The sequence below is a fragment of the Pseudomonas sp. Irchel s3b6 genome (assembly GCF_900187415.1).
GTDB lineage: Bacteria > Pseudomonadota > Gammaproteobacteria > Pseudomonadales > Pseudomonadaceae > Aquipseudomonas.
In genome coordinates this window covers 74,490-89,638 of the sequence record NZ_FYDM01000006.1, presented here as the reverse complement: position 1 = coordinate 89,638, position 15,149 = coordinate 74,490, and the positions used below count along the sequence as shown (strand labels likewise).

Here is a 15,149-nt window from a genome sequence, read left to right as displayed (position 1 = left end):
TGCCCGCAGGTTTACCCGTGACCCATCTGAACCAGCCCGACACCTCCAGACCGGCCATTCGCAGCGTGTTGATTGCCTTGATGCTGGCAATCTTTCTCGGGGCGCTGGACCAGACCATCGTCGCCGTGTCGATGCCGGCCATTTCCGCGCAATTCAAGGACGTCAGCCTGCTCGCCTGGGTGATCTCCGGCTACATGGTGGCGATGACCGTCGCGGTACCGATCTACGGCAAGCTTGGCGACCTGTATGGCCGGCGCAAGCTCATGCTGTTCGGCATGGGGCTGTTCACCCTGGCCTCGCTGTTCTGCGGCATCGCCCAGAGCATGGAGCAGTTGGTACTGGCGCGAATCATCCAGGGCATCGGGGCCGGCGGGATGATTTCGGTCAGCCAGGCGATCATCGGTGACATCGTGCCTCCCCGTGAGCGCGGACGTTATCAGGGTTACTTCAGCAGCATGTACGCGGTGGCCAGCGTGGCCGGGCCAGTACTCGGCGGCTACATGACCGAGTACCTGTCGTGGCGCTGGGTATTTCTGATCAACCTGCCGCTGGGCGTCGGGGCCTGGCTGGTGGCCAATCGCACGCTGGTGGGGTTGCCAGTGCCGCACCGCAAGCCGGTGATCGACTATCTGGGCACGCTGTTGATGATCCTTGGCCTGACCGCCTTGTTGCTGGGCATCACCGAGGTGGGCCAGGGTCATTCCTGGCGCAGCGGTGAAGTCCTCGCACTGCTGCTGTGCGCGGTGCTGGGCCTGGCGTTGTTCGTCGGGCATGAGCGTCGGGCTCCCGAGCCGCTGCTGCCCATGCACCTGTTTGCCAACCGCAACGCAGTCCTGTGCTGGTGCACGATTTTCTTCACCAGTTTTCAGGCGATTTCGCTGATCGTGCTGATGCCGCTGCGCTTCCAGAGCGTCACCGGTGCCGGTGCCGACAGCGCTGCGCTGCACCTGTTGCCCCTGGCGATGGGCTTGCCGATGGGGGCCTACTATGCCGGGCGCCGGACGTCGGTGACCGGTCGCTACAAACCGATGATCCTGACCGGCGCGGCGCTCACTCCGCTCGCGATCCTCGGCATGGCCTTCAGCTCGCCGCACGCGGTGGTCCTCAGCAGCCTGTTCATGCTGCTCAGCGGTATCGCCGCCGGCATGCAGTTCCCGACCTCCCTGGTGGGCACGCAAAACTCGGTCGCGCAACGGGACATCGGCGTTGCCACCAGCACCACCAACCTGTTTCGCTCGCTCGGCGGCGCGGTGGGGGTCGCCTTGATGTCGGCGTTGCTGCTGGCGCTGTTGCAGGACTCAAGCTTCGCCCACCTGACCGGCGCCTCACTGATCGGAGAAGGCCACTCCGGGAATGTGCTGCTCGACGGTTTGAACGCGGCCCCGGGCGATGCACAGGACGCCTTGCGTGGCGAACTGCTGCTGACCTTCAGGCATTTGCTGATGGTCAGTGCGGCGGTTTCGTTACTGGGGCTGGCGGCGGCGATCGCCATGCCGAACCTGTTGCTGCGCGGTCGGGAAGACAGGGCCCTGTAGGTGTTCGGCACTCCCCTGGGTGGCGAGAGCAAGACAAACAATCATCCTTAAGGGATTTGCCTCGCTTCAAGGGCTGTAGTACCCCACCGCCACCAGCCGGTTACCGACCTTTTTCAGGTAGGCATGCTTGTCTTCCACCTTGCCGGTGACCGGGTTTTTCCAGCGGTAATCGTATTCGCCCTGATCCTGGCCGGCCATCAGCGCCAGGATCGGCTCACCGACGGGTTTACCGTCCGGGCCCTGGATCCGGCCGAAATCGGTATTGATCAACCGCAGGTTGGTGCCATGGGCGAGATAACGCTGGCCGTCGAGATCGACGACGAACACATAGAGGTCATCTTGTAGAAAGCCGCCCTGCAGCGAATTGATCGCCTTGAGCGTGGCCTTTTCGTCCTTGCCCAGGTCCGCGGCGGCCTTGTCGAGCAACGCTTTGGCTTGCTCGGCCGAAGCCCGCGGCAAGTAGTAGCCGACCGCCAGGATCCTCTGGCCGATGCGCTGGTAGAACACATGCTTGCGCTCAACCCTGCCGTCAGACCAGTTCTGCCAACGGTAATCGGCCTGCTGAATGCCGTTCCCCTCAGGCACCAGCAAGGCGTTCTTGAAGGCTTTCTGCAAGTCCGGCCCCAGCACCTCGGACACGTCCCGCCCGATCAGTGCCGACGATGGCCCGCCACTGGCGAGCATGATGCCCTTGGTATCGACCACAAAGACATACATGTCCTTGACCACAAACTCGCCCTGGCGACTGAACGCGGCAAACGCCTTGTCGCCATTGTCGTGGTAATAGGCCAGGGCTTTATCCAGCAGGGCCAGCGCGGCCTTATCTTGCGCCTCCTCCTTCCCGGCCGCCTGGGCCTGCCCCAGGCACACCACCAGCAGCCAGCCCAGCAAGGCGATCTTTTGCGCAAACCTCATTGTGCGTCCCTCGTTCTTGTATATGTTTCAAGAGCGTAGACGGCTTGAGGCTATGTACGACTGTTCAGGACAACCCAGGCATGCGGTGGCCAGGTGTCACGGTCGCGCGCTGATTTGCTGCTGCAGGTTCCTGATCTGGCTCTGCAAGGTCGTGATATTGCGCGTGACCTGGCCACGGAAGGCATCGAACTCGGCGACATTGGCGCCACCTTGAGGCGTCGGGCGGTTGTCCTGCTGGCTTTTGAGCACGATCAAGTCTTGCTCCAGGCGCTCGATGGCCGCGCTTGGATTGCCTTGTTTCTTCAAGGCCGCAATGTCGGCGCTGAGGCTCTTGAGCTCAGCCTCGACTTTGCTGGTGTCGGCCGGCGTGTTCTTGAGTGTCGCCACGTCAGCACTCAGGACCTTGAGCTCGCTTTGCAGCTGAGTATTGACGCCACGCTGCTCGGCGCTCTGGGCGACGATCTGCGCCAGGCGCTTGTCCAGGTCCGTCGCCTGCCCCACCACGCCTTGCTGTTGTTGGCCCTGCTCCAGCAACTTGCTTTCCAGTTGCCTGATTTGCAGCTTGAGCGCTTCGCTGTCGTTGGTGACATGGGACTGGCTGGCTACGACCTTGCCGGAAATGTCCTGCAAACGCCCGGCCGCTTCTTCACTGATCCGGGCGAAGCTTTCCTGGGTGGCCACCAGTTGTTGCTCCATCAGCGAAATCTGCTGGAAGCTCCACCAGGCAAGGCCAATGAATGCAAAGAACAATGCACCGACCAATGCCCACAACGGCCCGGTACTCGGCCCCTTGACCTGCGGCGCCGGGCGCGAATGCACGCTGGTGCGCTCGCGGGCAGCGGCCGTGCTCGGGAAGTCGTCGTGATCGAAGCTGTCCGCGCGCAGGCTCGGTACATCATCGAAGTCGTCGTTGGCATCGTTACGCATGGACATGAGTCAACCTTTTTGAACCACAGTGATGGCTAAATGCGACGAGTATAAACCCTGAACCCGCCGCATTGATCGACCTCGAACCCTGGACTCGGTTCACCCCTGTCGTGTACCGATGTCCTGAGCCTTCCACCAACCGCAGAATTCATCCAGCGCCGACCACAGGCTGACCTTGGGGTCGTAGTCCAGGTAATGCCGGGCGCGGCTGATGTCCAGGGTGAAGTTTTTGTGCATCCCTTGCATGCCCAGACGGGACAGCGTCGGTTCGGGACGCCCAGGCCAGAGCTTGCAAAACCCTTCGTTCAGCGCCGCGACACTGTAGGCCAGGCCGTAGGAACGATAACGCGTCACTTGGGGAACATCCATCTGACGCATCACGTAATTGATCACATCCCACAGCGGCACGGGCGTCCCGTTGCTGATGTTGTACACCTTGCCCAGCGCCGACCCGGTCGCCAGCAGGCAACTGAGCATGGCCTCGTTGAGGTTCTGCACGCTGGTGAAGTCGACCTTGTTCAAACCATTGCCGATAATCGCCAGGCGGCCCTTGCGCTGCATCTTAAGCAGGCGCGGGAAGATGCTCATGTCACCGGCCCCCGTGACGAATCGCGGGCGCAGAGCCAGTACTTCCAGGCCAAACTCCTGGGCCCCGAAGACCTTTTGCTCGGCCAGGTACTTGGTGGCGGCATGCGGGTGTTTGAAGCGCTTGGGCACCTGTTCCTCCGTCAACCCCAGGTGATCGCGGCCATCGAAATAGATGGACGGTGACGACAAGTGCACCAGGCGCCGGACGTTCTGCTTTAGGCAGGCCTCGACCACGTTTTCAGTGACCAGCACGTTGCCCTGGTGGAAGTCCTGATAGCGTCCCCATAACCCCACAGCTCCGGCGCAATGCACCACGGCATCGACATCCACGCACAAGTCGCGCACCCGTTGCGCGTCGGTGAGATCGCCCTGAACGAACTGTGCTCCGCGTCGAACCAGATGTTCGACGCTTTCGGCCCGGCGCCCGTTGACCCGCACGTCCAGGCCTTGCTCCAGGGCGAACCGCGCAAAGCGCCCGCCAATGAAACCGCTTGCGCCGGTGACCAGAATTTTCATTTATTGCTCCTACAGATGCAGTTACAAGCTTCAAGCCACAAGCTGCAAGTTAAAAACGGTGCCCAGCGCTTCACCTGCCGCTTGCAGCTTGACGCTCACCGCGACTCCAACGGCACCAACCACTGTCGGGACAGGCGCACCAGATGTTCAGTGAGTAAGCCGAGCAGCTGGCCACCATTGCGCCAATGATGCCAGTACAGCGGCACATCGATGGGTTTATCTGCCAACAACTCCACCAGGACACCCCGCTCAAGCTGTTCCCGAACCTGCAGTTCCGGCACCAGCCCCCATCCCAGGCCGGCTTCGGTCAGGCGGATAAAGCCTTCGGAAGACGGACACAAATGGTGCTCGAAACCACCGTCGACGCCCAATGACGCCAAGTAGCGGTGCTGCAGGAAATCGTCCGGGCCGAACACCAGCGCCGGGGTGCGGGCCAACTGGTCGGCCTTGACCCCATCCGGGAAATGCCGGGCGATGAACGCCGGGCTGGCCAGGGCGCGATAGCGCATCGCCCCCAGCAATACACTGCGGGCCCCGGCCACCGGCCGCTCACTGGCGCACACGCACGCGGCCACTTCTCCGGCGCGCATGCGTTTGAGGCCGACCGTCTGGTCCTCCACCACCAGGTCGAGCAACAGATGCTGCTCGGCGCAAAATTCCCCCACGGCCCCAGCCCACCAGGTGGCCAGGCTGTCGGCATTGAGGGCGATGCGCAAACGCTCGGGCAAGCCTTCTTCGTCAAGCGCCGGCACCAGGCTTTGCAGGTCGCGCTCCAGCAAGCGCACTTGCTGCACATGGTTGAGCAAGCGCCGGCCGATCTCCGTGGGTGCCGGTGGCGTGGCCCGTACCAACACCGGCTGGCCGACGCGGGCTTCAAGCAATTTGATGCGCTGGGAAATCGCCGATTGGGACAACCCCAGCACCTGTGCCGCGCGTTCGAATCCGGCCTGCTCGACCACGGCAACAAGGGCGGACAGCAATTTATAGTCGAACATCAGTTTTCCTAATGAGCGATCAGCAATATTGGTTTTTCTTATACAGCCTGGAACAGGAGAATAGCCAGCAAGAACTCTTGGACAAGGATCAGCGTCATGGCTGGCGAAACCTCACTCGACACCCTGCTGCGCAGCATGAGCCCCCACCTCAACGACGGTGAGTATGTGTTCTGCACGATTCGCGACGGCCAGTTGCCACAAGGCTGCGAGATCATCGGCAGTTTCCGGGAACAGGAAGGCCTGACCCTGATCCTTGCGCGATCCGAAGCCGAGAAGGCCGGCTTCAGCTTCGACTACCGGGCGGCATGGATCACCCTCAAGGTGCACTCGGCCCTTTCCGCCGTCGGCCTTACCGCCGCCTTCGCCACTGCGCTGGGCAAGGCCGGCATCAGCTGCAACGTGATTGCCGGCTACTACCACGACCATTTGTTTGTCGGCCTGGCCGACGCTGAACGTGCCATGTCAGTGCTACGGCAACTGGCGGCAGACGCGGAGTAATTCCTATGTGGCAAAGCTATGTGAACGGCCTGTTGGTCGCTGCGGGGCTGATCATGGCGATCGGCACGCAAAACGCGTTCGTCCTGGCGCAGAGTCTGCGTCGCGAACATCACCTGCCGGTGGCCGCACTCTGCGTCACCTGCGATGCCCTGCTGGTCGCCGCCGGGGTATTCGGCCTGGCCACGGTGCTGGCCCAGAACCCGACCTTGCTGGCCTTTGCCCGCTGGGGTGGCGCGGCGTTCCTGCTGTGGTACGGCAGCCAGGCACTGCGTCGGGCTTTTTCCAGACAAAGCCTGCAACAAGGCGAGAACCAGACCGTTCGCTCATTACGCGCGGTGATGCTCAGCGCCCTGGCGGTCACGCTGCTCAACCCCCATGTGTACCTGGATACGGTGCTGCTGATCGGCTCCCTCGGCGCACAACAGACCGAACCCGGTGCCTATGTCGTGGGAGCGGCGAGTGCATCGCTGCTGTGGTTCTTCACCCTGGCCCTCGGCGCGGCATGGCTGGCACCCTGGTTGGCACGCCCGAGTACCTGGCGGGTACTCGACCTGTTGGTGGCGGTGATGATGTACGCGGTGGCCTTTCAACTGATCATGGCCGGTTGATTGCTCCCGACAGCTCTGGAACCTCTATCCCACACAGTTGTTGCGTGGTTATGCCGCCCCCCCGGTGCTATGATCCGAGACCTGCGCCGCAAAGAGTACAAACTCCCCGGCGCTTGTCTGGCCGCCCGTGATCGGCCTTGCGCCCACCGCAACTGACCTGATTAGGAGAATCACCATGGCTTTCGAATTGCCGCCACTGCCTTACGCATACGACGCACTGCAGCCGCACATTTCCCAGGAAACCCTGGAATACCACCACGACAAGCACCACAACACCTATGTCGTGAACCTGAACAACCTGGTGCCAGGCACCGAGTTCGAAGGCAAGACCCTGGAAGAAATCGTCAAAACCTCTTCGGGTGGCATCTTCAACAACGCCGCTCAGGTCTGGAACCACACTTTCTACTGGAACTGCCTGGCGCCAAACGCTGGCGGCCAACCTACCGGCGCATTGGCTGAAGCCATCAACGCGGCATTCGGTTCGTTCGACAAGTTCAAAGAAGAATTCACCAAGACTTCCGTCGGCACCTTCGGTTCCGGTTGGGGCTGGCTGGTGAAAAAGGCTGACGGTTCCCTGGCCCTGGCCAGCACCATCGGCGCCGGCAACCCGCTGACCAGCGGCGACACCCCGCTGCTGACCTGCGACGTCTGGGAACACGCTTACTACATCGACTACCGCAACGTTCGTCCAAAGTATGTCGAAGCGTTCTGGAACCTGGTCAACTGGAAGTTCGTGGCTGAGCAGTTCGAAGGCAAAACCTTCACCGCTTGAGTCGGCTTGCAGTGAAAAAACCCGGCATCGCCGGGTTTTTTTATTCCCGGCCCTGGTGAACGTCCCCGCAAACAGGCTGAAAACAAAGAACGCCTTGCCGCAGCGCCACAGGCGTCTACCATCAACCAGATGGAAATATTCTCCCCTGCCCCTCAAGTTGCAGGAGGTGCTTACCGACACATTATCAATGGTCTCCAATTGCCAGCTGACAGGGCGATGCGGTCAAGCCAGCAGACAACCGCGTTAAGATTGTCCCTTTGACTGCCATCACAGGATTGCCAATACTCCTGACAACTTGACGTTACCCGCATGGAACAAGGAATTACCCTTTGAAGCTGGAACTCAAAAACAGCTTGTCGGTGAAGTTGCTCCGGGTCGTGCTCTTGTCGGCATTGATCGTCGGTGTCGTTTTAAGCTGCGCACAGATTGTCTTCGATGCTTATAAAACCCGTCAGGCGGTGGCCAACGATGCCGACCGCATCCTCGACATGTTTCGCGACCCCTCGACCCAGGCGGTGTATAGCCTCGACCGTGAAATGGGTATGCAGGTCATCGAAGGCCTGTTCCAGGATGACGCGGTGCGCATGGCCTCCATCGGCCACCCCAACGAAACCATGCTCGCGCAAAAGAGCCGTGAACCGCAGCAGTCCGACAGTCGCTGGCTGACTGACCTGATTCTGGGCAAGGAGCGCACCTTCACCACCCCACTGGTGGGCCGTGGTCCCTACAGTGAGTATTACGGTGACCTGAGCATCACCCTTGACACCGCCACCTATGGCCAGGGGTTTATTGTCAGCTCCGTCATCATCTTCATTTCCGGTGTGCTCAGGGCAATGGCCATGGGGCTGGTGCTGTACCTGGTCTATCACTGGCTGTTGACCAAGCCGTTGTCGCGGATCATCGAGCACCTGACCAATATCAACCCCGACCGTCCCAGCGAACACAAGATTCCGCTGCTCAAGGGCCACGAGAAGAACGAACTGGGGCTCTGGATCAACACCGCCAACCAGTTGCTGGAGTCCATCGAGCGCAATACCCACCTGCGCCACGAGGCCGAAAACAGCCTGCTGCGCATGGCCCAGTACGACTTCCTCACCGGCTTGCCGAACCGTCAGCAATTGCAGCAGCAGCTGGACAAGATTCTGGTGGATGCCGGTCGCCTGCAGCGTCGGGTCGCGGTGATCTGCGTCGGCCTGGACGACTTCAAAGGTATCAACGAGCAATTCAGCTACCAGACCGGCGACCAATTGCTGCTGGCCCTGGCCGATCGCCTGCGCGCCCACAGTGGCCGCCTCGGCGCCCTGGCTCGCCTCGGGGGGGATCAGTTCGCACTGGTTCAGGCTGACATCGAGCAGCCTTACGAAGCAGCCGAACTGGCACAAAGCATTCTTGACGACCTGGAAGTGGCCTTCGCCCTCGATCATCAGGAGATCCGCCTGCGTGCAACCATCGGCATCACCCTGTTCCCCGAGGATGGCGACAGCACCGAAAAGCTGCTGCAAAAAGCCGAACAGACCATGACCCTGGCCAAGACCCGTTCGCGCAACCGATATCAGTTCTACATCGCCAGCGTGGACAGTGAAATGCGCCGGCGCCGCGAACTGGAAAAAGACCTGCGTGACGCCCTCGGCCGCGAGCAGTTCTACCTGGTCTACCAGCCGCAGATAAGCTACCGCGATCACCGCGTCGTCGGCGTCGAGGCGCTGATTCGCTGGCAACATCCCGAACATGGCCTGGTTCCACCGGACTTGTTCATTCCGCTGGCCGAACAGAACGGCACCATCATCGCCATCGGCGAATGGGTGCTGGACCAGGCCTGCCGCCAGCTGCGCGAATGGCACGACCAGGGGTTCAGCGACCTGCGCATGGCGGTCAACCTGTCTACCGTGCAGTTGCACCACGCCGAACTGCCCCGGGTGGTCAATAACCTGCTGCAAATCTATCGCCTGCCGCCCCGCAGCCTGGAGCTGGAGGTCACCGAGACCGGCCTGATGGAAGACATCAGCACCGCGGCACAGCACCTGCTCAGCCTGCGCCGTTCCGGAGCCTTGATCGCCATCGACGACTTCGGCACCGGTTACTCCTCGCTCAGTTATCTCAAAAGCCTGCCGCTGGACAAGATCAAGATCGACAAGAGCTTCGTCCAGGACCTGCTGGACGACGATGACGACGCAACCATCGTCCGCGCCATCATCCAGCTGGGCAAAAGCCTGGGCATGCAGGTCATCGCCGAAGGCGTGGAGACCGCCGAACAAGAGGCGTACATCATCTCCGAGGGCTGCCACGAAGGTCAGGGTTACCACTACAGCAAACCGCTGCCGGCACGCGAACTGAGCGCCTACCTCAAGCAGGCGCAACGCAGTAACGCCGCCATCCTGTAATGCGTCGGGGCCTGGCCCCACGCATTGAGTCCGTTAATAAGAAATATTTACAAGCACAGCCCTTTACACATAATGCGAAAGATTTGCATTATGTTGCGGTTTTGCGCACCCCGCGCCTGTCCATCATCTCCCGAAGCAGGATGTTCGCCATGATTCGTATGCCTCTGGCTACCGCCAGTTTGCTGGCCATCGCTATTTCCCTCGCCGGTTGCGGCGAAGGCAAAGACAAGGCGGCTGCACCCGCGCCTACTCCGGCCGCCAGCACCGCAGCGCCGGCTGCTGCAGCTACCGCCGGTAAAGTCGACGAAGCTGCTGGCAAAGCCGTTGTCGCGCATTACGCCGACATCGTCTACGCCGTCTACAGCGATGCCGAATCCACCGCGAAAACCTTGCAGACCGCGATCGACGCGTTCCTGGCCAAGCCGAACGCCGACACCCTCAAAGCCGCCAAGGCTGCCTGGGTAGCGGCACGCGTGCCTTACCTGCAGAGCGAAGTGTTCCGCTTCGGCAACACCATCATCGACGACTGGGAAGGTCAGGTTAACGCCTGGCCACTGGACGAAGGCCTGATCGACTACGTCGACAAGACCTATGAGCACGCACTGGGTAACCCGGGCGCCAGCGCCAACATCATCGCCAACACCCAGGTACAGGTCGGCGAAGACAAAGTCGATGTGAAAGATATCACCGCGGAAAAACTGGCCAGCCTGAACGAGCTGGGCGGTTCCGAAGCCAACGTCGCTACCGGCTACCACGCCATCGAATTCCTGCTGTGGGGCCAAGACCTGAACGGCACCGGCCCGGGCGCCGGCAACCGTCCTGCATCCGACTACCTGGAAGGCAAAGGCGCTACCGGTGGCCACAACGAGCGTCGCCGTGCCTACCTCAAAGCCGTGACCCAGTTGCTGGTCAGCGACCTGGAAGAAATGGTCGGCAACTGGAAGCCGAACGTGGCCGACAACTATCGCGCCACCCTGGAAGCCGAGCCTGTTGATACCGGCCTGCGCAAAATGCTCTTCGGCATGGGCAGCCTGTCGCTGGGCGAACTGGCAGGCGAGCGCATGAAAGTCTCCCTGGAAGCCAATTCTCCAGAAGACGAACAGGACTGCTTCAGCGACAACACCCATTACTCGCACTTCTACGATGCCAAAGGCGTTCGTAACGTGTACCTGGGCGAATACACCCGTGTCGATGGCAGCAAAATGACCGGCGCCAGCCTGTCGTCGCTAGTGGCCAAGGCCGACCCGGCTGCAGACGCCGCACTCAAGGCCGACCTGGCCGCGACCGAAGCCAAGCTGCAGGTCATGGTTGACCACGCCACCAAGGGCGAGCACTACGACCAGTTGATCGCCGCCGGCAACACCGCTGGCAACCAAGTGGTGCGTGACGCCATCGCGGCCCTGGTCAAGCAGACCGGCTCGATCGAACAGGCCGCGGGCAAACTGGGCATCAGCGACCTGAACCCGGACAACGCTGATCACGAGTTCTGATCAACGCTGGCTGAGTCATTGAGAAAAGCGACCTTCGGGTCGCTTTTTTTGTGCCCCGCCCATCACCCCCGCGCGGGAACGATCCGCTGATGTACATCAACCAAACGATAATTCCTCTTATTCAAACTCCCCTGCCCTGTTAGACTTTGCGCCCTTGTTTTGCTCGTCTTTCAGGATCTCTGATGCCCTCGCTGTCTCTTCGCCTGTCCGCACTGTTTCTGGCCCTGGGCCTGAGTGCCTGCGATGACGCCCCGCGCTTTACCAAGGCCGAGCCCGGCGAGGCCCGCTCAGGTGGCACCGCAACGGTTCGCAAGACTGACCAGAATGCCTTCTCGATGCCTTCGGCCAACCTCTCGCCGACCCGACGGCTGGACTTCAGCGTCGGCAACAGTTTTTTCCGCAGCCCTTGGGTAACGGCCCCCTCGACCACCACCGCCCGTGACGGTCTCGGCCCGCTGTTCAACACCAACGGCTGCCAGAACTGCCACATCAAGGATGGTCGCGGCCATCCACCGGCGCCCGATGCCAACAACTCGGTGTCGATGCTGGTGCGCCTGTCGATCCCCGACACCCCGGCCGACGCCAAGCTCATCGAGCAAGTCGGTGTGGTGCCCGAGCCGGTCTACGGCGGACAACTCCAGGACATGGCGGTGCCAGGCGTCACCCCGGAAGGCAAGGTTCGCGTCGACTACGAGCCGGTACTAGTGCGCTTTGCCGACGGCAGTGAAGTCGAACTGCGCAAACCCAAGCTGCAGATCACCCAGCTGGGCTACGGACCAATGCACCCCGACACGCGTTTTTCCGCTCGGGTCGCCCCGCCGATGATTGGCCTGGGCCTGCTCGAGGCGATTGCCGATGCGGACATTCTGGCCAACGCCGACCCGCTGGACAAAGACAAGGACGGCATTGCCGGTCGGCCGAACCTGGTCTGGGATGATGCGCAGCAAAAGACCGTCCTGGGCCGATTTGGCTGGAAAGCCGGGCAACCGAATCTCAATCAACAAAACGTTCACGCGTTTTCTGGTGATATGGGCCTCACCACTCACCTGAGCCCCGTCGATGACTGCACCCAGGCCCAGACCGATTGCCTGCAGGCCCCCAACGGCAATGGCCCGGATGGCGAGCCGGAAGTCAGCGACAACATCTTGCGCCTGGTGCTGTTCTACAGCCGTAACCTGGCCGTGCCCGCCCGCCGTGACGTCAACGGTGCGCAAGTGCTGGCCGGCAAGAATCTGTTTTTCCAGGCCGGCTGCCAGTCGTGCCACACCCCGACCTTCACCACCGCCGCCAATGCCGCCGAACCTGAACAGGCCAATCAAGTGATTCGCCCCTACAGCGATCTGCTGCTGCATGACATGGGCGAAGGCCTGGCTGATCACCGTAGCGAATTCCAGGCCTCTGGCCGCGACTGGCGCACGCCGCCGTTGTGGGGCATAGGCCTGACGCAAACAGTCAGCGGCCACACCCAGTTCCTGCATGACGGCCGCGCCCGCAACCTGCTTGAAGCCGTGCTCTGGCATGGCGGTGAAGCCCAGGCGGCGCAGCAACAGGTTTTAGCTTTCAATGCCGAGCAGCGGGCTGCGTTGCTGGCCTTTTTGAATTCGCTTTGAACGCATTTCCCATACGCCTTGCCCCAGACCAATAGGGAGCCCGACATGTTCCGTCCCAAGCTGTTGTTCACCAGCCTTGCCGCCCTCGCCCTCGGCGCCTGTTCGCCCCAGGACCCACAAGCCGTCACCTCGGCCGCCATTGCCAAGCAAGTGATCCTGCCGACCTACAGCCGCTGGGTCGACGCCGACCGTCAACTGGCCGTTAGTGCGCTGGCTTACTGCGAAGGCAAGTCGGATCTGGCGACCGCCCGTGCCGACTTCCTGCATGCGCAAAAAGCCTGGGCCGAACTGCAGCCCCTGCTCGTAGGCCCACTGGCCGAGGGCAACCGCTCCTGGCAGATCCAGTTCTGGCCGGACAAGAAAAACCTGGTCGGCCGCCAGGTCGAACAATTGCTGACCGCGCAGCCGCAAATCGATGCCGCGGCCCTGGCCAAGTCCAGCGTGGTCGTCCAGGGTCTCTCGGCTTATGAGTACATTCTGTTCGACGAGAAGAGCAACGTCGCCGATGCGGCGCAAAAAGCCCGTTATTGCCCGCTACTGACTGCCATCGGCGAGCGCCAGAAGCAATTGGCCGAAGAAATCCTGGCGAGCTGGAACAGCACCGACGGCATGCTCGCGCAGATGACCAAGTTCCCGAACCAGCGCTACGCCGACTCCCATGAGGCCATCGCCGATTTGCTACGCGCGCAAGTGACGGCACTGGACACTTTGAAGAAAAAACTCGGTACGCCGATGGGACGTCAGAGCAAGGGTATCCCGCAACCCTTCCAGGCGGACGCCTGGCGCAGCCAATCCTCGCTGCAAAGCCTGGAAGCCAGCCTCGCGGCCGCCCGGACCGTCTGGGTTGGCGTCGACAACAAAGGCCTGCGCGGCCTGTTGCCCGCCGAGCAGAAGCCACTGGCCGACAAGATCGATGCTGCCTATGCCGCCTCGATCAAGCTGTTCGACAGCAGCCAGCGTTCACTGACCGAAATGCTCAACGACGATGCCGGCCGCCAGCAACTCAACGACCTCTACGACAGCCTCAACGTCGTGCATCGCCTGCACGAGGGCGAACTGGCCAAGGCGCTGGGCATTCAACTGGGCTTCAACGCCAACGACGGTGACTGATGAGGGTTAGCTCCATGCTGCGACGCCAGGCTCTGACTTTCGGCAGTTTGTTGCTGGGTGCCGTGACACTGGGCGGCTGGAAGCTGTTCAAGCAAAAGGACACCGGTCCTTTGCTGCTTTCGGCCCGCGACGACAGCGACGGCAAGCACTACGCCGTCGGCTATCGACTGGACGGCACGCGCGTGTTCGCCACCGAGGTCGGCCAGCGCTGCCACGACATCATCAATCACCCCGAGCTGCCGATTGCGCTGTTCGTTGCCCGGCGACCGGGTACCGAGAGCTACCTGCTCGACCTGCGCGACGGCACGCTGCTGCAGACCCTGGCCTCGCAAGCGAACCGGCACTTCTATGGCCATGCGGTCATTCACAAAGGCGGTGAGTGGCTGTACGCCACGGAAAATGACACCACCGACCCGGGCCGCGGCCTGCTCGGGGTGTACCGTTTCGAGAACGAACGACTGGTGCACCACGGTGAAATCTCCACCCACGGCATCGGCCCCCATCAGGTGTCGTGGATGCCTGATGGTGAAACCCTGGTGGTGGCCAACGGCGGCATCCGCACCGAGGCCGAAAGCCGGGTGGAGATGAACCTCGATGCCATGGAGCCGAGCCTGGTGTTGATGCAGCGCGATGGCAGCCTGCTGAGCAAGGAAACCCTGGCCCAGCAGATGAACAGCGTGCGGCACATGGGCATTGCCAGCGACGGCACCATCGTCACCGGCCAGCAATTCATGGGGGCCGCCCACGAATCGTCCGAACTGCTGGCGATCAAGCGGCCCGGCCAGCCCTTTGTCCCGTTCCCGGTCGATGAGCAGCAGTTGCAAGCCATGGGGCATTACACCGCCAGCGTCGCGGTGCACAGTGACCTGCGACTGGTGGCGTTGACCGCTCCACGGGGTAACCGGTTTTTCATCTGGGACCTGGACAGCGGTGAAGTAAAACTCGATGCGCCGCTCCCCGATTGCGCCGGGGTTGGCGCGGTGGCCGATGGTTTTGTCGTGACCTCGGGTCAAGGCCGTTGCCGCTACTACGATTGTCGCCAGGCAACGTTGGTGGCCAAACCCCTCGAACTCCCCGCAGGACTCTGGGATAACCATCTGCACCTGGTCTGATCGTCATGCTGCCCCGTGGCGAGCGAGCTTGCTCGCGCTGGGGCGCGCAGTGCCCCCATTCAGGCGACCGCGGTCTTTCAGCAAGCCCTCGT

At 61.8% G+C, this 15,149-nt stretch carries 13 protein-coding genes; 9 read left to right on the top strand and 4 right to left on the bottom strand.

Going from position 1 to position 15,149, the window contains the following annotated elements; all coding sequences use genetic code 11:
• The first annotated feature begins 17 nt into the window (after positions 1 to 17).
• A complete protein-coding gene (locus CKW07_RS12630; protein WP_095145202.1) occupies positions 18 to 1,535 on the top strand; it encodes an MDR family MFS transporter in 1,518 nt (505 codons plus the stop codon).
• Between the two features lie 66 nt (positions 1,536 to 1,601).
• Here the strand turns inward: CKW07_RS12630 and CKW07_RS12625 are convergent, their stop codons facing one another.
• The 4 genes from CKW07_RS12625 to CKW07_RS12610 all read right to left on the bottom strand — a co-directional run bounded on the left by CKW07_RS12625 (position 1,602) and on the right by CKW07_RS12610 (position 5,476).
• On the bottom strand, positions 1,602 to 2,450 hold the full coding sequence (locus CKW07_RS12625; RefSeq protein WP_095145201.1) for a cache domain-containing protein: 849 nt from the start codon (positions 2,448 to 2,450) through the stop codon (positions 1,602 to 1,604).
• 96 nt (positions 2,451 to 2,546) lie between these two features.
• The gene (locus CKW07_RS12620; protein WP_176465310.1) at positions 2,547 to 3,383 is read right to left on the bottom strand and encodes an ATPase; all 837 of its coding nucleotides are present in this window, start codon (positions 3,381 to 3,383) and stop codon (positions 2,547 to 2,549) included.
• 93 nt (positions 3,384 to 3,476) lie between these two features.
• Positions 3,477 to 4,481: an NAD(P)-dependent oxidoreductase gene (locus CKW07_RS12615; protein WP_095145200.1), complete on the bottom strand. Its 1,005-nt coding sequence runs from the start codon at positions 4,479 to 4,481 to the stop codon at positions 3,477 to 3,479.
• Between the two features lie 95 nt (positions 4,482 to 4,576).
• Entirely contained in the window at positions 4,577 to 5,476 is a 900-nt protein-coding gene (locus CKW07_RS12610) for a LysR family transcriptional regulator ArgP (RefSeq protein ID WP_095145199.1), read from the bottom strand.
• 96 nt (positions 5,477 to 5,572) lie between these two features.
• Here CKW07_RS12610 and CKW07_RS12605 point away from each other — a divergent pair, with 96 nt between their 5' ends.
• From CKW07_RS12605 to CKW07_RS12570, 8 genes are all read left to right on the top strand, one after another.
• Positions 5,573 to 5,974, top strand: a complete 402-nt coding sequence (locus CKW07_RS12605; protein ID WP_095145198.1) for an ACT domain-containing protein — start codon at positions 5,573 to 5,575, stop codon at positions 5,972 to 5,974.
• 5 nt (positions 5,975 to 5,979) lie between these two features.
• Entirely contained in the window at positions 5,980 to 6,582 is a 603-nt protein-coding gene (locus CKW07_RS12600; protein WP_095145197.1) for a LysE/ArgO family amino acid transporter, read from the top strand.
• Positions 6,583 to 6,757: 175 nt separating this feature from the next.
• A complete protein-coding gene (locus tag CKW07_RS12595) occupies positions 6,758 to 7,354 on the top strand; it encodes a superoxide dismutase (RefSeq protein WP_095078614.1) in 597 nt (198 codons plus the stop codon).
• 329 nt (positions 7,355 to 7,683) lie between these two features.
• On the top strand, positions 7,684 to 9,735 hold the full coding sequence (locus CKW07_RS12590; protein WP_095145196.1) for a bifunctional diguanylate cyclase/phosphodiesterase: 2,052 nt from the start codon (positions 7,684 to 7,686) through the stop codon (positions 9,733 to 9,735).
• Positions 9,736 to 9,884: 149 nt separating this feature from the next.
• On the top strand, positions 9,885 to 11,225 hold the full coding sequence (locus CKW07_RS12585) for an imelysin family protein (RefSeq protein WP_095078616.1): 1,341 nt from the start codon (positions 9,885 to 9,887) through the stop codon (positions 11,223 to 11,225).
• A 182-nt stretch (positions 11,226 to 11,407) separates the two neighbouring features.
• On the top strand, positions 11,408 to 12,835 hold the full coding sequence (locus CKW07_RS12580; RefSeq protein ID WP_095145195.1) for a di-heme oxidoredictase family protein: 1,428 nt from the start codon (positions 11,408 to 11,410) through the stop codon (positions 12,833 to 12,835).
• A gap of 45 nt (positions 12,836 to 12,880) precedes the next feature.
• The gene (locus CKW07_RS12575) at positions 12,881 to 13,945 is read left to right on the top strand and encodes an imelysin family protein (RefSeq protein ID WP_095145194.1); all 1,065 of its coding nucleotides are present in this window, start codon (positions 12,881 to 12,883) and stop codon (positions 13,943 to 13,945) included.
• Between the two features lie 14 nt (positions 13,946 to 13,959).
• Positions 13,960 to 15,057: a DUF1513 domain-containing protein gene (locus CKW07_RS12570; protein ID WP_095145193.1), complete on the top strand. Its 1,098-nt coding sequence runs from the start codon at positions 13,960 to 13,962 to the stop codon at positions 15,055 to 15,057.
• Positions 15,058 to 15,149: the final 92 nt, after the last annotated feature.